Origin of the sequence: Pseudoalteromonas sp. 0303 (genome assembly GCF_013349995.1) — a bacterium.
Taxonomy (GTDB): Bacteria; Pseudomonadota; Gammaproteobacteria; order Enterobacterales; family Alteromonadaceae; genus Pseudoalteromonas.
In genome coordinates this window covers 1-17,715 of record NZ_JABVXF010000012.1, presented here as the reverse complement: position 1 = coordinate 17,715, position 17,715 = coordinate 1, and the positions used below count along the sequence as shown (strand labels likewise).

Here is a 17,715-nt window from a genome sequence, read left to right as displayed (position 1 = left end):
CCTTTTGTTAGTTAACTTCGCATTCTACATTAGGAAGTGGAATACGGAGCTCTTTTTTGGGGTAGTAAAGCAGGCATTGCTCACCTGCTTTTTGCAACACAAACTTCTCAGAAGGAATTGAGTGGGCGCCCATAATTGGCAGGCCATCAGGCCCTTTGTTGGTGCCGTGGTCAATCAGTAACTCTGCGCTTTTAGTAAACACATCATCGGCTAAGGTGACCAGTGCACCGCCTTTAGCAGACTGAATAGCCTGCTGTATATCAGTAATCACTCCCGGGTTTACCCGAACAAGCGTAGCATCTTGCGGTTGCTCTGCTTGAGTACTTTTACAGCCTGCTATGCTTGTCAGTAAGGTGCAGGTTAAGAACAGTGCTTTATTCATTATCACCTTCCTTAGCTGGTAGCGGACGGGTTAAATCCATATTATTTTTGTAAAGCGGTTGCTTAATCGTAAGTGGTAGGCCTATTTCTTGAGTTGCTTGCGATGTAAAGCTAGGTTGCTTAGCACTTGATGACTCAACCACAATTGGGCAAGTATTATTTTCAATATGATAAAGCGCGGTTGCTAATAAGTCTTCTTGGCTATCACCTAGTTTGTTGTCAAAGTCATCTGCAACTTCACATCCTCTTACATCTGCATCAAACTGAGGTGAGGGAGTTGGCTTTAAGCCGTCTGAGTATTCGCCGAAGCCTTTATAATTTGCGCCTGAAAATTGAATTGTATAGTAAGTGGTCGCGCAGTTATGTGTTGGGGTAAAACCATAGGGTTTACCGCAGGTAGTGCCACCAATTAGGATCACCTCAGCATCGATACCTTTTAAACCATTAATAAACGCCTCAGAAGCAGAGCAGGTGTTATCTGTACTTAACACATACACTTTTGAGAGGTTTAGGTCGGGTAAAGTATTGCCCGTTGATCTGAAGGTAGAGTAATCGATTTCAAGATCGATAAATGGATATGGGTCCTCTTGTGGCTGTTTGTCGTTCTGAATTGTTTGATAGTAATAGAAATCATCGGTATTCGCAGGGCCTGCAACCATATAGGCAAGTTGCGATGAAAGCGCTAATAAGCCACCACCGTTATATCTAAAGTCGATAACCAATTCATCAATATTATCGGCTTTGAACTTGTTCACTGCACTTATCAGCTCAGGCTGAGCAATACTGATAAAGCTATTAAATTGCATATACCCCACTTTTGTACCGTTGCCAGTTGTTAGAGTATCAACATTCTGCACGGGTGATTGGGTAATATTTCCTGCAACTAAGGTAAACGACTTTTCGGTGCCATCGTTACTTTGCACAACAAAGTTGTGAGAGTCGCCAGCTGTCGGTCCAAATAGCGCTTCATTTAGAATATCTACGCCTTCTTGGGTATTAGTGTTAATACTAACGTCGTCGACCATTAAAATAGTATCACCACGTTGTAAGCCTGCATTTGCAGCCGGTGAGTCATCCTCTAAATAGGCAACACGCAACTCTCGTGGTGGAACATTACTGATAAATGCCCAATTGATACCATAGCCAGAAACCACACCTGATTGAGCCTCTTGATAATATTCTTCAGTGGGTCTGCTAAAATGAAAGTTGTCTTTAGAAGCACCAGAATCAGTTGTTTCGAAGGTCTTTAACTGATCAAAATAAGCGGCGACAGAGCTGAAGTTGTCAGGATTGTTGTCTTCTATTTCATCGTACCAGAGGTAGGTTTCGTCACTCCATGAACGTAGCCACATCTTCTCAGTAAATTCAGACCCTGCTGTATCTGGGTAAGGTTGATTATTGTTATATGGATCATTGCCAGTACGTGGTACAGCGCATTGATCTTTAAATTCGCTCGATGGCTCAAAAACACCAGCCGTCCAGGTGGGTTCTGAAGTTGTTGGTGGTGGATTGGTAGTATCGGTATTACTCGATGAGCCACCGCCGCCACAACCAGATAGAGACGCGCCTGAGGCCGCTAAAAAAATGGCTAATGCGAGTTTATTATTGATAAACATGAGTGCTTCCTTTGCGATAGTAATTGACTAAAAGCTAGCAATTACTTTATCTGAAAGCAATAAATTATAGCGTCTGAAATGTAAACGAATGTGCTTCTAGTTATAAAGACTTACGGTTGTTAATTTCAGCTATTTCAAGCTTTTGCCATGACTCAAACAGTTTGCGTTGTTTGTCAGATATTTTTAAGCCATAGGTTTTTTGCATATAAAAATAGGTATCGGCTATTTGCTTTCTTGCATAAATGGGTGGCTCAAATACGCGTTGCTTAAAGTCGACTTTTACAGGGCATGCTCCGTAACTTGCACTTGATGTTGACACCATGCCATAGCGAAAGTTTGAGCGGTCAGCATTGATCTCGCCTATAGCAGGTGCAAGGTTATTAATGTCGGCTTCCATTTGACGAAACTTTTCACTGACCTTTTTACAGTTTTTGCGACCGCCATCCTGCCAGCATTGTAATTGGTGGCCAAACTCCCAGGCAGGCACAATGTGCTCCCACTCTATTCTTTTTGCGCGAGCATTCTCTTTTCCTGAGCGGGTGACAGAGTTTCTAGGAATATAACCACACGCATCAGGGTCTGGCACAAGTTTTTTACCTTGGCGCTTGATATCGCAACCACAATATAAGCTTTTAGTGTTGCTTGGTAGATTCTTAATTAAATGCTTTTTGGCACTGTAAAAGCTCGAAAATTCTTTAGCGGATATAGGAAAAGTGAAAATGAAACAAAGGACTAAGTATAGGAATAAACGCATATCCATCACATCAGTGAACTACAGGAGCCGCCATTTTAGAGCGACTATTCTAAAAAGGAAAAGTTTTTCAACTCAGCTATAGTTGTTAGGCCGTTTTTATTAAAGGAATTACAACTATGTTATTAGGTGCTTTTTCTGTAAGTCTAAATGTAAAAGATATCCATGCCTCAGAGCAGTTTTATGAAAAGCTGGGTTTCAAAGTGTTTGCTGGGGAGATAGAACAGCATTGGCTAATTATGAAAAACGGTGAACATTTAATTGGTTTGTTTCAAGGTATGTTTGATAAAACCATGCTGACCTTTAATCCTGGGTGGGATCAAAATGCTGAAGCTTTGGATGAATTTGCAACCTTTGAGCAATTAGCTACACAATTTCAGCAACAAGGATTAGAAATACAAAAGGCCGGTGACGCGAGTTTTATTATCACCGACCCAGATGGCAATCCTATTTTGATTGACCAACACGTGTAGCTGACTTTCTACGTTTAATTCGAACGTTTTGTAGTAACAAGAGAACTCCTGTAATACAAAATAGTACGCTGGTGGCTGAGAAGCTGATGAGTAGTGGATTGTTAAAGTTCTCACGCTCATCATAATCCATAATGTGTAGCATCCAGAAAAAGTCGAAAATGCGCCACAGAGTGCTGCGCACAGTTATAACTTTACCGGTTTGGCTATCTAAATATAAGGTTGTTGTTAACCAATCATCGAAGCTAATTTGCCAAACATTGGCTTTGTGACCGACTTCTCTAGGCCCTTTTGTTAATAACTTCGCTTGCGTTATTTTTGCGTCAATAAGCAGGTGAGCTTGCGCATTTTCTATGATTTGCGCTTTACTCGGTGTAGGCATTTTAGCACCTGTTCTGCCATCAAAAATAAACGTACCGCTAGAGGATGTAACTTCTATAATCGGGGTATTTAAAAAATGGCTATATTTAATACCCTCGATTTGCTCGAATTGCGCTGTTATTTTATCAATTGAAGCAGGGTAGTCCGACAATAAAAATGGGCTACTTAAACTGCGATTAGCCAGATGCTTACCATGCACTTTTTCAAGTGGTAATGAGCTCATTACCAGCCCACCTAAGAGCCAAAAAAAGATCTGCAAAGCAAGTAAGTAGCCAAGCCATTTATGCCCTTTACGAGCATACTTAAACAGGCGTTTATTCATTATTACCCCGTTATTATTGTTATGTGGGCGCTATTTTAGGTTGTTTAGCTAGATTGCCAATGCGGCATAATGTCGCATTAACTGTATTCTAGATTTGGTATATATACAAAACTGAGTTAAAGTTTCAGTCGATATCAATAGAGGGTAAAAACGAGAGTATGTCGGAAATTCAATTTTTAAATGTAGATCTGGAGCTTGAGTCAAAGCACGATATTAGTGCGCTTGTTGCTGATTTGAAGAAAAACGCCATGGTTTTACATTATGACCAAGATGAATACCGCCAACTAGCACGTATTGAAGCAACCGCAGATATCAGCTCTCCAGATAAAGCCATTAACCAGCTTTGCGAGCTTATTGAGTCTTGCTCGCGCAATGCATTAAAACAGTGGTTATCGTGCTCAAAGCGTACATTTGATATAGGCTTTGAATCAGGTAATTCGCCTAAATGCTTTAACCAACCCCTGCATGCCGATACCTTGTTACGTATCTCTGCAATTGGCGCAGGGATTGAAATTACTATTTATCCTGTCGAAAAATAGCCAGAATTTATCGCTCTACAACAGCTGCGGTCATTCTTGATACGCAGCAAAGCTCTCCTGCGGCATTGGTAATTTTAATATCCCAAACAGAAGTTCGCTTACCTAAATGCAGCGGTCTCGCAGTTGCTGTTAACGTTCCTTTGCGTGACGCTTTCATGTGGTTGGCATTAATTTCTTGGCCAACAGCATAATACTTATTGAAATCAACCACGAAATTGGCTGCATAGCTTGCCACTGTCTCTGCTAATACAACGTTTGCTCCGCCATGGACCATGCCCATAGGGTTATGATGCTCAGGAATAGCAGGCATGGTTGCCATTAAATAATCATCGCCAATTTCAGTTACCTCAATGCCCATAGTTTTCATTAAAGTGCCTTGACCGGTAATCCCTTGTTCCAGCTCTTTGCAAAGCTCTAACGTGATTGGTTGGTGCCAAATACTCATTGTGTTTCCTTAGCCTGCTAATTAAAGATAATACCTTATGGCATCTTTCGGTGTGGTTCAATGTTAGTTTTGTAGCAATATGATGGGGTTAATTTAAATTTGCGATTTTCAAATAACTGTATATACTCACAGTTAAATGTACTGTATGGAAAACCAGTTGTATGCGCCCATTAACTAAACGCCAATCGCAAATTTTAGAACTAATTAAAGTCTTTATTAAAGATACAGGCATGCCACCTACGCGTGCTGAAATAGCTCAAACATTGGGTTTTAAAAGTGCCAACGCTGCTGAAGAACACCTAAAAGCACTGGCAAAAAAAGGCATGATCAAAATGAAGCCTGGGGCGAGTCGCGGTATTCAGTTAATTGAAGAAGATGAGCCAGAGCAACTAGGCTTACCTTTAATTGGCCGTGTTGCAGCTGGTGAACCTATTTTGGCGCAAGAGCATGTTGAAAGTCACTGCCAAGTTGATCCTTCATTATTTAAACCTGCTGCCGATTTCTTACTGCGTGTAAATGGTATGAGTATGAAAGACATTGGTATTATGGATGGCGATTTGCTTGCAGTACACAGAACACAAGTTGCTGAAAACGGGCAAGTAGTTGTAGCTCGAGTCGATGAAGATGTAACAGTTAAGCGTCTAGAAAAGGCGGGTCGCAAAGTACTTTTACACGCTGAGAACGAAGAGTTTTCGCCTATTGAGGTTGACCTTGAGCATGAGTCGTTCAACATCGAGGGGTTAGCGGTAGGTGTTATTCGTAACGCTGACTGGATGTAAACGTTCCCAATTTGGTGCATTAAATTGACTCAATTTGGTGCGCCGCTGGAATTTTACTACTTAATTAGGATTTGTGAATCCTTACTCTTCATTTAAAGCCTTATATGGCGCAGTTTTCCTCTCTTTTTATATTTCGTTCTTACTCCTAAACATTAAATAACGCGCTGATTATAGTTGTTATTTATGCACCAAAATAAACATTTATTATCATTAAAACTTGCTTATTGGTTATTTTTTAACTAATTGGTTAATACACTGTATTAACACCTAATTAATAAAAAGGCACAAAAATGTGCGAGGTGTTAGTCATGGGGTCGGTATCATAAGTGGGTCAAAATGATACGTAGTCGCTCTGAACAATAAGAAAAACGAATGGGCACCTTGTTGTATCGCCTTTTCGCTTTGCGTCTTGCAATAGCATCTAAAGGAGCCGTCACATGGGTAAACTGCGTTACGCCTTGTGGCTTATATTGTTTGCACTTCCTGAGCTTGCATTGGCAAATAGCCAATACAATATGCGTAAAGGGGTGACCGATATAAGTAATAATGTTTATGAGTTACACATGACGATATTTATTATCTGCTGTGTAATCGGCATCATCGTATTTGCGGTGATGTTTTGGGCTTTAATACACCACCGTAAATCCAAAGGGGCCAAGCCTGCCCAATTTCATGAAAGTACAAAAGTTGAAATACTTTGGACTGCCATTCCATTTGTCATCTTAATCGCCATGGCTGTGCCTGCCACAAAAACCTTAATTGCCATGGAAGATGCCTCTAAAGCCGATATCACCATTAAAGTGACTGGCTCACAATGGAAGTGGCATTACGAGTACATGGGTGAAGACATTGCTTATTACTCGATTCTATCTACTCCTAAAGATCAAATAGACAACCAAGCAGAGAAAACTGAGCATTATTTGCTTGAAGTAGATAAACCGCTAGTACTTCCTATCAATAAAAAAGTTCGCTTTTTAATGACCTCAGACGATGTAATTCATTCATGGTGGGTGCCTGATTTTGCGGTTAAAAAGGACGCAAATCCTGGGTTTATCAATGAAGCGTGGACACGTATTAACGAGCCAGGAGTATACCGTGGTCAATGTGCTGAGTTATGCGGTAAAGATCATGGCTTTATGCCTGTTGTGGTGAAAGCCTTACCTGAAGATGAATTTGCTAATTGGCTTGCAGATGCCAAGCAAGAAAGAGCCAATGCGGCCGCAGCAGATGCTGCTTTGCTTGATCAAACATTACCGAAAGAAGAGCTTATGGTCTTAGGTGAGCAAGTGTATATGGCAAGCTGTGCTGCATGTCACCAACCTACCGGTATGGGCTTACCAGGCGTTTTTCCAGCACTTAAAGGCAGCCCGATTGTATTAGGTGATGTAAAAGATCACATAGATATCGTGTTACACGGTAAGCCTGGCACAGCAATGCAAGCGTTTGATAAACAGCTTTCAATTAAGCAACTTGCTGCGGTTATTACTTATAAGCGAAACGCGTGGGGTAATGATACCGGCGATGTTATCCAACCGAGTCAAATTCAAGCCGCGATTGATGCAGCAGCGGAGGCGAACTAATGAGTAATGTTATTAACGAGCAAGCAACAGGGCATGCGCATCACGACCATCATCATCCAGCTAAAGGTTTTAAGCGTTGGCTTTACACCACCAATCATAAAGACATTGGTAGTTTATACCTGATTTTTTCACTCACTATGTTTTTAATTGGTGGAGCGATGGCAATGGTGATCCGCGCTGAACTGTTTCAGCCTGGATTACAGTTAGTTGATCCGCACTTTTTCAACCAAATGACTACCGTACATGGTTTGATCATGGTGTTTGGTGCCGTTATGCCCGCATTTACTGGGCTTGCAAACTGGATGGTACCTATGATGATAGGCGCACCTGATATGGCCTTACCACGTATGAATAACTGGAGCTTTTGGATATTGCCGTTCGCATTTTTAATTCTATTGGCTTCGTTACTCATGCCTGGTGGTGGTCCTGCGTTTGGTTGGACTTTCTACGCACCACTATCAACAACTTACAGCAACGATAACACTGCACTTTTTGTGTTTGCCGTACATATCATGGGTATCAGCTCAATTATGGGGGCGATTAACGTTATCGTGACTATCGTCAACCTAAGAGCGCCAGGTATGACGTGGATGAAGCTGCCGCTATTTGTATGGACATGGTTAATCACTGCATTTTTGTTAATTGCTGTTATGCCTGTTCTAGCAGGGGCAGTCACTATGGTGTTGACCGATAAATACTTTGCAACCAGCTTTTTTGATGCAGCCGGTGGGGGCGACCCTGTAATGTTCCAGCACATTTTCTGGTTCTTCGGTCACCCCGAAGTGTACATCATGATTTTGCCGGCCTTTGGCATTATATCGACTATCGTACCGACCTTCTCGCGCAAAAAGCTATTTGGCTATGCGTCTATGGTGTATGCAACTTCATCGATTGCGCTGCTAAGTTTTATCGTTTGGGCACATCATATGTTTACCACAGGGATGCCTGTGGCAGGCGAGTTGTTTTTTATGTACGCCACCATGCTTATCTCGGTACCAACGGGCGTTAAAGTGTTTAACTGGGTGGCCACCATGTGGCGAGGTTCGATTAGCTTCGAAATTCCGATGATGTTTGCCATCGCCTTTATAGTGTTATTCACCTTAGGTGGTTTCTCTGGCTTGATGCTTGCGATTACACCAGCAGATTTTCAGTATCACGATACCTATTTTGTGGTGGCTCACTTCCATTATGTGCTTGTGACGGGGGCTGTGTTCTCAATTATGGCGGGAGCCTATTATTGGCTACCGAAATGGACTGGCAACATGTACAACGAAACGCTGGCAAAATGGCATTTTTGGTTATCGCTAATCAGTGTCAACGTGTTGTTCTTCCCTATGCACTTTGTTGGCCTTGCTGGTATGCCGCGTCGTATTCCTGACTATGCTCTGCAATTCGCTGACTTTAACGCCATTATCAGTATTGGTGGTTTTGCATTTGGCTTATCGCAACTGTTGTTTGTATTGGTGGTATTTAAATGCGCTCGAGGTGGCGAAAAGGCACCTGCCAAAGTATGGGATGGAGCTGAAGGTTTAGAGTGGGAAGTCGATTCTCCAGCGCCTTATCACACCTTTGAAACACCGCCGGAGATTAAGTAATGAACCATGCACCTTTGCTAAAAAAACTGCTGATTACATGCTTGCTCATGTTCGCATTTGCTTTTGCAATGGTGCCGCTTTACGACGTGTTTTGCGACGTTACAGGGTTGAATGGTAAGCCATCATTAGAAAAAGCGAGCGCGAGTGAATCAATAAATACACAGCGCCAAGTTGATGTCAGCTTTACCACTCACGCCCAAAGCGGCGCGCCATTTAAGGTGCAGTCTGAGCAATACAGCGTGGCGGTACAACCTGGTGCAATGCGTGAAGTTAAATTCTCAGCAAAGAACACCAGTAATGAAGACAAAGTCATGCAAGCAATTCCATCAGTATCACCGGGTAAAGCGGCAAAGTACTTACATAAAATAGCCTGTTTTTGCTTTGATCAGCAGCCAATGAAAGCCGGTGAAGAAATGGAATTTACCTTGTTGTTTTATGTTGATACTGAGTTACCCGACGATGTTGAGGAACTGACGTTGTCGTATACCGTGTTTGATATTAGCGGGCATGTTGTGGCTAAAAACGATTAAAAGCCGCCAAGCTAATTGCTAATTGGGAGCAAACAAAATGAATCAAAATTATGAAAAATACTATGTTCCAGCCGAGAGTCCTTGGCCAATAGTTGGTGCCATCGCGATGTTTTTAATTGCTGTTGGTGCTGGTTTAACTGTGATGCAAGTAAGTGGTGAGGGCAGTAGTGGTCAGTATGTCTTGTATCTAGGCATTGCCATATTAATTTATATGGTTTTTAGCTGGTTTAGAAACGTTATTGAAGAGTCTCATAAAGGGCTTTACTCAGCACAAATGGACCGCTCCTTCAGACAAGGTATGAGCTGGTTCATATTCTCTGAGGTTATGTTCTTTATGGCATTTTTTGGCGCTCTTTTTTACGCACGTATGATTTCGGTGCCTTGGCTTGGTGGTGCTGGTAATAATGCCATGACCAACGAAGTGCTCTGGCCAACCTTTGAAGCCGTATGGCCGCTATTAACTACGCCAGCGGGCGAGACCACACAGGCTATGGGCTGGCAAGGTCTACCTCTGATCAACACGCTTATTCTGCTTACCTCATCGGTCACAATTCACTTTGCTCATGTTGCGATAGAAAACAATAAGCGCGGCGCCCTAAAGGTATTTTTATCTTTAACTGTGCTATTAGGTGTGATTTTCCTTGGCTTACAAGTTTACGAGTATATGCATGCTTACCAAGATTTAGGTTTGACCTTAGATGCGGGCGTTTATGGAAATACCTTTTTCTTGTTAACTGGATTTCACGGTATGCACGTGACACTAGGCACCATTATTTTATTTGTGGTGCTGCTCAGAATCTTTAAAGGCCACTTCACGAGTGAAAAGCATTTTGCCTTTCAAGCGGCTGCTTGGTATTGGCACTTTGTTGATGTGGTGTGGTTGTGTTTATTTGTGTTTGTGTACGTGCTGTAGCTTTGTGAAGCGGCGACGGGTTGGTGTGAATAAAGCCCAATTTCATTGCGGCAATGATGAGCACCAGCACAATACCTGAAAACAGCACTCGACGACCTAAGTAATGCGACATGGGTTTCGAGTGCTCTTTTGCTGACATCATCACAAACAGCGCTCTAAATAGGTTGAACAGAATATAAAGTAATAACAAAACAATAATGATTTTAATCATATTAGGTATTCCAAATGCAGTTAATTTTATGGCGTAAACAAAAGCTTAGCTCAATTATCGCAATTTGCGTTGTGATACTTGCAGTGCTTATTTGTTTGCGACTAAGCGTTTGGCAATACCAGCGAGGCGAGCAAAAACAGCAGCAACTAAGCCAGTTATCCGTTTCGAAAGAGCAAGGCGTTTTGAGCTGGCAAGAACTGCAAAATTTACCTAGTGAGCTGAACAAAACGGGCTTGCAAGTCAAGGTCTCTGGCGAGGTAAATAAACAACATTACTGGCTGCTTGATAATCAAATTTATCAGGGGCAAGTGGGCTATGACTTACTAGTAGCGATGACAATTGCAGGTGAAAGCGTGCCTTTAATCGTTAACTTTGGTTGGCTAAAAGCTCCAACAAACCGTAGCCAGTTGCCAAAAGTTGTGTGGCCAGAATCAACAAGCTTTACGGCTACTGTGCAATTGAAACAAGGCAACTTACAAGGCTTCACACTTGCCGATGAGATTGGTGCAGAGCAAGGCTGGCCTAAGCGTATTCAAGGCATCGACTTAGCAATTTTTAGTGCTCAATTAGCAAAGCCCTTACAAGACTTTATTGGTTATCGCAATGAAGCAGATGGTATTGCAACCCCGCATTACCAGAGTGTCGTGATGGGGCCAGATAAACATTACGCCTATGCCGTGCAGTGGTTATTAATCGGCTTAGCGTGTGTTGTTATTGCTTATTTTGCGATGAGAAGGAGAGGTTATGAAAATAAACCCGCTTAGTTTATTCGTTTTATGCTGTTTTGTGCCGCTGGCACTTGCTTATGCAGCATTAAAGCTTGAGTGGTTACCGAGTGGTTCGAGTAATCATGGTGAGCTTTTAAGCGAAGAAGTTAAATTAGCTGATTGGCAACAAGGCGATCCTAAACAATGGACAATTGCGCTTAATTATCCAAAAGAGTGCAGTGAAGTTTGTGCAAACCAATTAGCCAGTCTAGATAACCTATATGTCGCTTTAGGTAAAAATCAGCAAAAAGTGGATGTGGCGGTACTGACAAATCAACAGCAGGTATCGGCAAATTGGCGTCAATTAGCAGTAAGTCCTGCGCTCAAAGCGGGAGACTTATACTTGGTTGATCACATGGGCTTAGTGGTTTTGCATTACCCCTACACGGCTGAGCCAGAACAAAACAGACTGATTCAAAAAGGCTTACTTAAAGACTTAAAGAAACTACTTAACTATGCGCGTTCAAGTTAAACCTCATTAAGGGGATAAAGATGTATAAAAATTATAAATATTTAGTCTTAATTACGGTTTTCTTCTCTATCTTAGTTGTTGGACTTGGTGCTTATACACGGCTGAGTGATGCTGGGCTTGGCTGCCCTGACTGGCCTGGTTGCTATGGATTTTTAACCGTGCCAAAACATGAAACCGCTCTGTTACATGTTGAACAAAACTACCCTGATATGATGTTTGAAGCAGCAAAAGCTTGGAAAGAAATGATCCATCGCTATTTTGCCGGTGCCCTTGGTCTATTAATTTTAGCTTTGTTTGTTTTTGCATTTTTAAAGCGCCAATATCCAAATACGCCGGTTAAATTGCCATTAGCACTATTATTGCTGGTAATTTTCCAAGCCGTATTGGGCATGTGGACTGTCACTATGAACCTACAGCCTTTGGTTGTTATGGGGCATTTGCTCGGCGGTTTTAGTATCTTGTCGTTGCTGTTTTTATTGTATCTACGTTTAAAGACCGACCCTGTTGCTAGCAGTGATAGCGGCGCAAAGCCATATTATCAGTTAGCGCTGGTGGGCTTGGTGGTGCTAATACTGCAAATTGCGTTGGGTGGCTGGCTTGCAGCAAATTACGCCGCTCCGCATTGTAATGGCTTACCGCTGTGTAGCTACGGACAACCGTTTTCTTTGAAGAGTGTGTTTCAGCTACCGCTTGAGCACAGCACCTATGAATATGGCGTTTTATCGCAGCAGGCGCGTATGTCTATTCATCTGCTACACCGTATTTGGGCGCTGGTTACTTGTGTGGTGTTAGCGCTGATCATGTGGCGCATATATTCACGCTGTTACTCTCGAAAAATTAAGCACTGCACAGTCACTGTATTAATCGCTTTGTTGTGCCAAATCTGTTTAGGCCTAGCTGTTGTGCACTGGCACTTCCCATTAAGTGTAGCGCTTGCGCACAACCTAATGGCCGCATTGTTACTGCTTAGCATGGTAAGACTATGCTTCCACTTAAAAATAAGAACTTAGGAGGCTGTGATGGCATTATTACTAAGCTCAGAAAAATCATTATTTATTCAAAGCTCAGAGTTACTTAAAGATTACTTAGCTATCAGTAAGTTTAAAGTAGTTGCTATGCTTGTACTCACTGCTTGGGTTGGTTTGGCATTGGCTCCCGATGTTGGGCGAGGGATATTTGTGCAGCTTGCAAGTTTGCTAGGCATTGGCTTGCTGTCGGCTGCTGCTGCCGTGATCAATCATGTTGTTGATAGTGAAATCGACAGTAAAATGGCACGTACACGTCATCGTCCTGTGGCAAAAGGTCGGCTCAGTAAACAACATGCTTTGAGCTTTGCTGCGACTATTGGTGTGCTAGGTTTTGTTATGCTTATGGTATGGGCGAATACGCTCACAGCCATTCTTACTTTGTTTGCACTTGTCGGCTATGCCTTTATTTACACCTCATTTTTAAAGCGTGCTACACCGCAAAATATTGTTATTGGTGGTTTGGCAGGTGCTATGCCGCCGTTGCTAGGGTGGGTATCTGAAACAGGCCATATGGCTGCAGCTCCTTGGCTGTTAGTGATGATTATATTTACTTGGACCCCACCACATTTTTGGGCCTTGGCGATTGCACGTAAAAGTGATTACGAGCGGGCAAAAATTCCTATGTTGCCTGTTACTCACGGTATTGAATTTTGTAAAACTTGCGTTGTTGGCTACAGCATTTTGCTTGCTTTGGTATGTGTGCTGCCTTATTTAATTGGCATGTCAGGGCTAATTTACTTATTAGGTGCAAGCGTTTTAAATGCGATATTCATTTATAAAGCGTTAAAACTAAAAATTGCCCCAAAAGATGATACAGCAATGGACTTATTTCGTTTTTCAATCGTGCATTTAATGCTACTCTTTATCGCCTTATTCATTGATAAATGGTTAGTTTTATGACGCGAATCGTCGCTTTTTTATGTTTCAGTGCGGTATTGTTTGTAACCGGTTGTGGTAAAAACAACAGCGCACCTGAAGTCGAAGCACTGGTTTATGAGCAGGCAAAGCCGATTAGTCCGTTTTTATTAACCGATCAACATGGTGCGCCCGCTGATAACAGTCAGTTTATGGGGCATTGGAATTTGGTCTTTTTAGGCTATACCAGTTGCCCTGATATATGTCCAATGACACTGGCGAAGTTAACTGCAGTGCAAAAGCAGCTAAGCCAAGATTACAAAGTGCAAGTATGGTTTGTTGCCGTAGATCCAAAACGTGATACAACCGAAAAGCGCAAAGCCTACATTGATTACTTTAATCCTGATTTTCTTGCAGTATCAGGCTCACACAAGCAACTTTTTCCATTTGTTAGAGAGCTTGGCTTAATTTACGCAATTAACGATAGTGATGAGCAAGAGTATGCCGTTGATCATAGCGCGTCGGTAGTGATGGTTGATGGCGATGGCTCGGTACGTGCGATTTTTAAGCCTGAATTTAAACAAGGCAGCGTGCCATTAATAAACGCCACAACTTTGACTGAAGAGTTCAAAAAAATAGCAGATTATTACGCAAAGTAAACTTTCTTGGTTAAGGGAGTCATTTTCCGCAAAAGAAAAGCTTCCTTTTTTGATATAAATGTCTAAGCTACTAAAAAATTTTACTATTTTTTGATTCAAATTATGGCATTTTTATTTAGTCAGTCTAAGCTTTTGTTATGAATTGTTTAAAGCAGGGAAGGTATAAGTAATGTTAAAGCTCCCTACAGAACTAGCTATTAGACAGGTCGAAACACTCCATCAAGATTTGCTACAAGAGTTGTCAGCAAATGATGATATCTGTCTGGATATCAGTGAAGTGACCCGTGCTGACACAGCATCAATTCAGCTTTTATGTGCATTACAGAAGCATTTGCTTTCGGTGCAACACAAAATTATTTGGGTTGGCGAGAGTAAGCCGTTGCAACAGGCAATTAATAGTTTGGGCTTAAGCCATTATCTTGTGCTTGAGAATGCCAATTAAGAGGTTTTTATGAAAAGAATTTTAGCAGTAGACGATTCTGCATCTATGCGCCAAATGGTTGGTTTTACGCTTAAAAAAGCAGGATTTGATGTGACAGAAGCGAAAGACGGCAGCGAAGCTTTAAATATCGCCAAACAACAAGGCTTTGATGCTGTTATTTCTGATGTGAATATGCCGGTAATGGATGGTATTACCCTTATTCGTGAATTACGTAGCTTACCTAATTATAAGTTCACACCTTTACTGATGCTGACCACAGAGTCGGGTCTTGATAAAAAGTCTGAAGGTAAAGCTGCTGGTGCAACTGGTTGGATTGTTAAGCCATTTAATCCTGAGCAATTGTTAGCGGTATTGAAAAAAGTGATTCGCTAATAATAGGAGCGGGGCATGAGTATAGATCTAAGCCAATTTTTTGAAGTATTCTTCGAAGAAAGCTTCGAAGGACTCGACGCTATGGAGGCTGAGTTATTAAACTTAGTGCCTGGCGAAGAAGACTTAGAGACCATAAATACAATTTTTCGCGCTGCGCATTCAATAAAAGGAGGCAGCGGTACCTTTGGTTTTAGTGCTGTTGCAGACTTTACTCATGTTCTTGAAACTCTGTTAGATCAAATTCGTGAGGGTTCACGAGATCTTACTGCTGAGCATGTAAATTTACTTTTAAAATCAGTTGACTGTTTGAGGGCGTTACTCAGAACTCTACAAGCTGAGCAGCAGCCAGACTTAACTGAAGCTGATGAATTGCGTATTAAGTTTGAAGAAATTCTTGGTATGCGTGCTGCAAGTAAAGAAACTGAGCAAGCGCAAGAAGCTGTTAGCGAAAGCAGCTTTAATACCTATCAAATCGATTTCAAACCACATCATCATTTATTTAAAACCGGTAATGAACCACTGTATATGATCAGTGAGTTGGCTGAGCTAGGTGAGCTTGAAACACAAGCCTTTCAAGATGATGTGCCTGATATCACTAACCTTGCCCCTGAAGACTGTTTCTTATCGTGGCGCTTTTTCTTAACCACAGACAAAGAGCAAAGCTGTATCGAAGAAATTTTCGAATGGGTTGAAGATGACGCTGATATCACCATCACCCTATGTGGTGGTTTGTTTGGTGATGAAGAGATTACAGCAGCTGAAACTGTTGCTGAAGAAACTGCTCCAGCAAAAGAGGCTGAGCCTGCAGAAGTTAAACCAATCACTGATACGAAAAAGCCAGCGCCAGTTAAAGCAACCACAGCCAATGCAGAATCAACCTCAATCAGGGTTGGTATCGACAAAGTTGATTCATTGATCAACATGGTGGGTGAATTAGTGATTACCCAAGCGATGTTAAGTCAATTGGGTGAGCAAGAGATCACTGAAGCAACTATAGCCTCATTACAAGAGGGCTTAGCACAACTGGCACATAATACCCGTGACTTACAAGAAAATGTCATGCGTATTCGCATGTTGCCTATCAGCTTTGTGTTTAGTCGCTTTCCTCGCTTAGTACGCGATATCTCGCAAAAGCTTGATAAACAAGTTGAGCTTAAATTACTGGGTGAACAAACCGAACTAGATAAAACGGTGATGGAGAAACTTTCTGACCCCATGGTACATCTAGTGAGAAATTCCTTAGATCATGGTTTAGAAACCGTTGATAAACGCGTTGCAGCGGGAAAAGACCCTGTTGGTACTGTAACGCTCAATGCGTTTCATCAAGGTGGCAATATCGTTATCGAAATTATGGACGATGGTCAGGGCCTGAATACCACTAAAATTCGTGAAAAGGCAATTAAAAACGGCCTAATTTCAGAAACCGATGAGTTGTCTGATAACGAAATCAACGAGCTTATTTTCTTACCAGGATTTTCTACAGCCGATCAAGTCAGCGACTTATCAGGTCGTGGCGTTGGTATGGATGTAGTAAGGCGAAATATCGAAGCACTTAGTGGCTCTGTTGAAGTGGCTTCTGCACCAGGCGTAGGTTCGACATTTACAATTCGTCTACCGCTAACGTTGGCTATTTTAGATGGGCAGTTAGTCCGAATTGCTGAGCACACTTACATTATCCCGCTGATTTCGATAATTGAGTCATTGCAAATCGATATTAGTAAAGTGAGTCGAGTAGGCAAAGACTTAGATGTGCTGCGTTTACGTGACGAATATATTCCAATCTTAAGGCTTTATAATATTTTCAATCATAAAGGGGCGATTGAAACGCTTGATAAAACCCTGTTGGTTGTCGTTGAGAGTGACAACCAAAAAGTAGGTTTATTGGTTGATGACTTATTGTCGCAACAGCAAGTGGTAATCAAAAGCTTAGAGGCCAATTATCAAAAAGTTGATGGTGTCTCGGGGGCGACAATTCTAGGGGATGGTCGTGTTTCTTTGATTGTTGATATTAGTGGTTTGATTAAATTATCTGGGCTTAGAAAGCCTGGGAGCCAAGAATTGATTATTGAATCAAAAGCGAATTTGGAGGCGTCATGATTGCACAGCACGACGACCTGCATAACAAACTAAACCTTGAACAAGATCAAGATGTAAAACAGTTTTTAACCTTCTTCATGGCTGAAGAAGAGTATGGTGTTGATATTTTAACGGTACAAGAAATTCGCAGTTGGGAAGAAATTACGGTGATCCCTAATTCACCAGATTTCGTCAAAGGGGTTATCAACCTGCGCGGCACCATAGTGCCTATTATTGATTTAAGGCTTCGTTTTGGTATTTCAGCCATCGAATACGGGCCGTTAACCGTTGTAATTGTTCTAAAAGTACAGCTTGAAAATACATGTAAAATTATGGGCATCGCCGTTGATGCCGTCTCGGATGTCTATAGCATTGCTGAGCATGAAGCGAAGGCAGTGCCACATTTGTCTGACTCAGACAACGCGCAATTTGTTGCGGGTTTAGTCAATGTGGGCACGGCAAGATCATTATAAATTGAACTTATAGAATATGTAGTGATCAGATCAAGGCATAATAATCACCTTGGTCACG

At 41.9% G+C, this 17,715-nt stretch carries 22 protein-coding genes; 16 read left to right on the top strand and 6 right to left on the bottom strand.

Features of this window, described 5'->3' with window-relative positions; all coding sequences use genetic code 11:
* Window positions 1-7: 7 nt before the first annotated feature.
* From HUS62_RS09915 to HUS62_RS09905, 3 genes are all read right to left on the bottom strand, one after another.
* Entirely contained in the window at window positions 8-382 is a 375-nt protein-coding gene (locus HUS62_RS09915; protein ID WP_175079392.1) for a hypothetical protein, read from the bottom strand.
* Window positions 375-1,997 (bottom strand): S41 family peptidase, encoded by a 1,623-nt coding sequence (locus tag HUS62_RS09910; protein WP_175079391.1) that lies wholly within the window; start codon window positions 1,995-1,997, stop codon window positions 375-377. The genes HUS62_RS09915 and HUS62_RS09910 overlap by 8 nt, the downstream gene beginning before the upstream one ends.
* Before the next feature lie 100 nt (window positions 1,998-2,097).
* A complete protein-coding gene (locus HUS62_RS09905; protein ID WP_258536754.1) occupies window positions 2,098-2,751 on the bottom strand; it encodes an endonuclease in 654 nt (217 codons plus the stop codon).
* A gap of 116 nt (window positions 2,752-2,867) precedes the next feature.
* Here HUS62_RS09905 and HUS62_RS09900 point away from each other — a divergent pair, with 116 nt between their 5' ends.
* Window positions 2,868-3,221 carry a VOC family protein gene (locus HUS62_RS09900; RefSeq protein WP_175079390.1) on the top strand — a complete coding sequence of 118 codons (354 nt, stop codon included), beginning with the start codon at window positions 2,868-2,870 and terminating at the stop codon, window positions 3,219-3,221.
* Here the strand turns inward: HUS62_RS09900 and HUS62_RS09895 are convergent.
* On the bottom strand, window positions 3,196-3,921 hold the full coding sequence (locus tag HUS62_RS09895; RefSeq protein WP_175079389.1) for a hypothetical protein: 726 nt from the start codon (window positions 3,919-3,921) through the stop codon (window positions 3,196-3,198). The two genes, HUS62_RS09900 and HUS62_RS09895, sit on opposite strands and share 26 nt — an antisense overlap.
* A gap of 158 nt (window positions 3,922-4,079) precedes the next feature.
* Here HUS62_RS09895 and HUS62_RS09890 point away from each other — a divergent pair, with 158 nt between their 5' ends.
* Complete coding sequence (locus HUS62_RS09890) at window positions 4,080-4,460, top strand: hypothetical protein (protein WP_054554459.1); 381 nt, start codon at window positions 4,080-4,082, stop codon at window positions 4,458-4,460.
* A 7-nt stretch (window positions 4,461-4,467) separates the two neighbouring features.
* Here the strand turns inward: HUS62_RS09890 and HUS62_RS09885 are convergent, their stop codons facing one another.
* Window positions 4,468-4,905 (bottom strand): PaaI family thioesterase, encoded by a 438-nt coding sequence (locus tag HUS62_RS09885; RefSeq protein ID WP_175079388.1) that lies wholly within the window; start codon window positions 4,903-4,905, stop codon window positions 4,468-4,470.
* Window positions 4,906-5,066: 161 nt separating this feature from the next.
* Between HUS62_RS09885 and lexA the strand changes: the two genes are divergently transcribed.
* The 5 genes from lexA to HUS62_RS09860 all read left to right on the top strand — a co-directional run bounded on the left by lexA (window position 5,067) and on the right by HUS62_RS09860 (window position 10,302).
* Entirely contained in the window at window positions 5,067-5,684 is a 618-nt protein-coding gene (lexA, locus tag HUS62_RS09880) for a transcriptional repressor LexA (RefSeq protein WP_054554457.1), read from the top strand.
* Between the two features lie 437 nt (window positions 5,685-6,121).
* Window positions 6,122-7,264, top strand: coding sequence for a cytochrome c oxidase subunit II (gene coxB, locus HUS62_RS09875; protein WP_175079387.1), 1,143 nt, complete (start codon window positions 6,122-6,124; stop codon window positions 7,262-7,264).
* Window positions 7,264-8,859 (top strand): cytochrome c oxidase subunit I, encoded by a 1,596-nt coding sequence (ctaD, locus tag HUS62_RS09870; RefSeq protein WP_054554455.1) that lies wholly within the window; start codon window positions 7,264-7,266, stop codon window positions 8,857-8,859. The genes coxB and ctaD overlap by 1 nt, the downstream gene beginning before the upstream one ends.
* A complete protein-coding gene (locus tag HUS62_RS09865; RefSeq protein ID WP_054554454.1) occupies window positions 8,859-9,389 on the top strand; it encodes a cytochrome c oxidase assembly protein in 531 nt (176 codons plus the stop codon). Before ctaD ends, HUS62_RS09865 begins: the two co-directional genes overlap by 1 nt.
* Window positions 9,390-9,426: 37 nt before the next feature.
* Window positions 9,427-10,302, top strand: coding sequence for a cytochrome c oxidase subunit 3 (locus tag HUS62_RS09860; RefSeq protein WP_054562877.1), 876 nt, complete (start codon window positions 9,427-9,429; stop codon window positions 10,300-10,302).
* Here HUS62_RS09860 and HUS62_RS23365 read toward each other — a convergent pair.
* Window positions 10,202-10,513: a DUF2909 domain-containing protein gene (locus HUS62_RS23365; protein ID WP_082710866.1), complete on the bottom strand. Its 312-nt coding sequence runs from the start codon at window positions 10,511-10,513 to the stop codon at window positions 10,202-10,204. The two genes, HUS62_RS09860 and HUS62_RS23365, sit on opposite strands and share 101 nt — an antisense overlap.
* Window positions 10,514-10,527: 14 nt before the next feature.
* Here HUS62_RS23365 and HUS62_RS09850 point away from each other — a divergent pair, with 14 nt between their 5' ends.
* From HUS62_RS09850 to HUS62_RS09810, 9 genes are all read left to right on the top strand, one after another.
* Window positions 10,528-11,277, top strand: a complete 750-nt coding sequence (locus tag HUS62_RS09850; protein ID WP_175079386.1) for an SURF1 family protein — start codon at window positions 10,528-10,530, stop codon at window positions 11,275-11,277.
* Window positions 11,258-11,752 (top strand): hypothetical protein, encoded by a 495-nt coding sequence (locus tag HUS62_RS09845; protein ID WP_054562875.1) that lies wholly within the window; start codon window positions 11,258-11,260, stop codon window positions 11,750-11,752. The genes HUS62_RS09850 and HUS62_RS09845 overlap by 20 nt, the downstream gene beginning before the upstream one ends.
* Before the next feature lie 20 nt (window positions 11,753-11,772).
* Window positions 11,773-12,762 carry a heme A synthase gene (locus HUS62_RS09840; protein WP_175079385.1) on the top strand — a complete coding sequence of 330 codons (990 nt, stop codon included), beginning with the start codon at window positions 11,773-11,775 and terminating at the stop codon, window positions 12,760-12,762.
* A gap of 9 nt (window positions 12,763-12,771) precedes the next feature.
* Window positions 12,772-13,680 (top strand): heme o synthase, encoded by a 909-nt coding sequence (gene cyoE, locus HUS62_RS09835; protein ID WP_175079384.1) that lies wholly within the window; start codon window positions 12,772-12,774, stop codon window positions 13,678-13,680.
* On the top strand, window positions 13,677-14,294 hold the full coding sequence (locus HUS62_RS09830; RefSeq protein ID WP_258536753.1) for an SCO family protein: 618 nt from the start codon (window positions 13,677-13,679) through the stop codon (window positions 14,292-14,294). The genes cyoE and HUS62_RS09830 overlap by 4 nt, the downstream gene beginning before the upstream one ends.
* A gap of 169 nt (window positions 14,295-14,463) precedes the next feature.
* A complete protein-coding gene (locus HUS62_RS09825; protein ID WP_175079382.1) occupies window positions 14,464-14,736 on the top strand; it encodes an STAS domain-containing protein in 273 nt (90 codons plus the stop codon).
* 9 nt (window positions 14,737-14,745) lie between these two features.
* Window positions 14,746-15,108 carry a response regulator gene (locus HUS62_RS09820; RefSeq protein WP_054562870.1) on the top strand — a complete coding sequence of 121 codons (363 nt, stop codon included), beginning with the start codon at window positions 14,746-14,748 and terminating at the stop codon, window positions 15,106-15,108.
* A 15-nt stretch (window positions 15,109-15,123) separates the two neighbouring features.
* A complete protein-coding gene (locus HUS62_RS09815) occupies window positions 15,124-17,205 on the top strand; it encodes a chemotaxis protein CheA (protein ID WP_175079381.1) in 2,082 nt (693 codons plus the stop codon).
* Window positions 17,202-17,657, top strand: coding sequence for a chemotaxis protein CheW (locus tag HUS62_RS09810; protein ID WP_175079380.1), 456 nt, complete (start codon window positions 17,202-17,204; stop codon window positions 17,655-17,657). The genes HUS62_RS09815 and HUS62_RS09810 overlap by 4 nt, the downstream gene beginning before the upstream one ends.
* Window positions 17,658-17,715 lie beyond the last annotated feature (58 nt).

What these genes read in the sequence shown, in the direction of transcription:
- HUS62_RS09915 (WP_175079392.1), bottom strand. Translation starts at nt 382, where the DNA reads ATGAATAAAGCACTGTTCTTAACCTGCACCTTACTGACAAGCATAGCA.
- HUS62_RS09910 (WP_175079391.1), bottom strand. Translation starts at nt 1,997, where the DNA reads ATGTTTATCAATAATAAACTCGCATTAGCCATTTTTTTAGCGGCCTCA.
- HUS62_RS09905 (WP_258536754.1), bottom strand. Translation starts at nt 2,751, where the DNA reads ATGCGTTTATTCCTATACTTAGTCCTTTGTTTCATTTTCACTTTTCCT.
- HUS62_RS09900 (WP_175079390.1), top strand. Translation starts at nt 2,868, where the DNA reads ATGTTATTAGGTGCTTTTTCTGTAAGTCTAAATGTAAAAGATATCCAT.
- HUS62_RS09895 (WP_175079389.1), bottom strand. Translation starts at nt 3,921, where the DNA reads ATGAATAAACGCCTGTTTAAGTATGCTCGTAAAGGGCATAAATGGCTT.
- HUS62_RS09890 (WP_054554459.1), top strand. Translation starts at nt 4,080, where the DNA reads ATGTCGGAAATTCAATTTTTAAATGTAGATCTGGAGCTTGAGTCAAAG.
- HUS62_RS09885 (WP_175079388.1), bottom strand. Translation starts at nt 4,905, where the DNA reads ATGAGTATTTGGCACCAACCAATCACGTTAGAGCTTTGCAAAGAGCTG.
- lexA (WP_054554457.1), top strand. Translation starts at nt 5,067, where the DNA reads ATGCGCCCATTAACTAAACGCCAATCGCAAATTTTAGAACTAATTAAA.
- coxB (WP_175079387.1), top strand. Translation starts at nt 6,122, where the DNA reads ATGGGTAAACTGCGTTACGCCTTGTGGCTTATATTGTTTGCACTTCCT.
- ctaD (WP_054554455.1), top strand. Translation starts at nt 7,264, where the DNA reads ATGAGTAATGTTATTAACGAGCAAGCAACAGGGCATGCGCATCACGAC.
- HUS62_RS09865 (WP_054554454.1), top strand. Translation starts at nt 8,859, where the DNA reads ATGAACCATGCACCTTTGCTAAAAAAACTGCTGATTACATGCTTGCTC.
- HUS62_RS09860 (WP_054562877.1), top strand. Translation starts at nt 9,427, where the DNA reads ATGAATCAAAATTATGAAAAATACTATGTTCCAGCCGAGAGTCCTTGG.
- HUS62_RS23365 (WP_082710866.1), bottom strand. Translation starts at nt 10,513, where the DNA reads ATGATTAAAATCATTATTGTTTTGTTATTACTTTATATTCTGTTCAAC.
- HUS62_RS09850 (WP_175079386.1), top strand. Translation starts at nt 10,528, where the DNA reads ATGCAGTTAATTTTATGGCGTAAACAAAAGCTTAGCTCAATTATCGCA.
- HUS62_RS09845 (WP_054562875.1), top strand. Translation starts at nt 11,258, where the DNA reads ATGAAAATAAACCCGCTTAGTTTATTCGTTTTATGCTGTTTTGTGCCG.
- HUS62_RS09840 (WP_175079385.1), top strand. Translation starts at nt 11,773, where the DNA reads ATGTATAAAAATTATAAATATTTAGTCTTAATTACGGTTTTCTTCTCT.
- cyoE (WP_175079384.1), top strand. Translation starts at nt 12,772, where the DNA reads ATGGCATTATTACTAAGCTCAGAAAAATCATTATTTATTCAAAGCTCA.
- HUS62_RS09830 (WP_258536753.1), top strand. Translation starts at nt 13,677, where the DNA reads ATGACGCGAATCGTCGCTTTTTTATGTTTCAGTGCGGTATTGTTTGTA.
- HUS62_RS09825 (WP_175079382.1), top strand. Translation starts at nt 14,464, where the DNA reads ATGTTAAAGCTCCCTACAGAACTAGCTATTAGACAGGTCGAAACACTC.
- HUS62_RS09820 (WP_054562870.1), top strand. Translation starts at nt 14,746, where the DNA reads ATGAAAAGAATTTTAGCAGTAGACGATTCTGCATCTATGCGCCAAATG.
- HUS62_RS09815 (WP_175079381.1), top strand. Translation starts at nt 15,124, where the DNA reads ATGAGTATAGATCTAAGCCAATTTTTTGAAGTATTCTTCGAAGAAAGC.
- HUS62_RS09810 (WP_175079380.1), top strand. Translation starts at nt 17,202, where the DNA reads ATGATTGCACAGCACGACGACCTGCATAACAAACTAAACCTTGAACAA.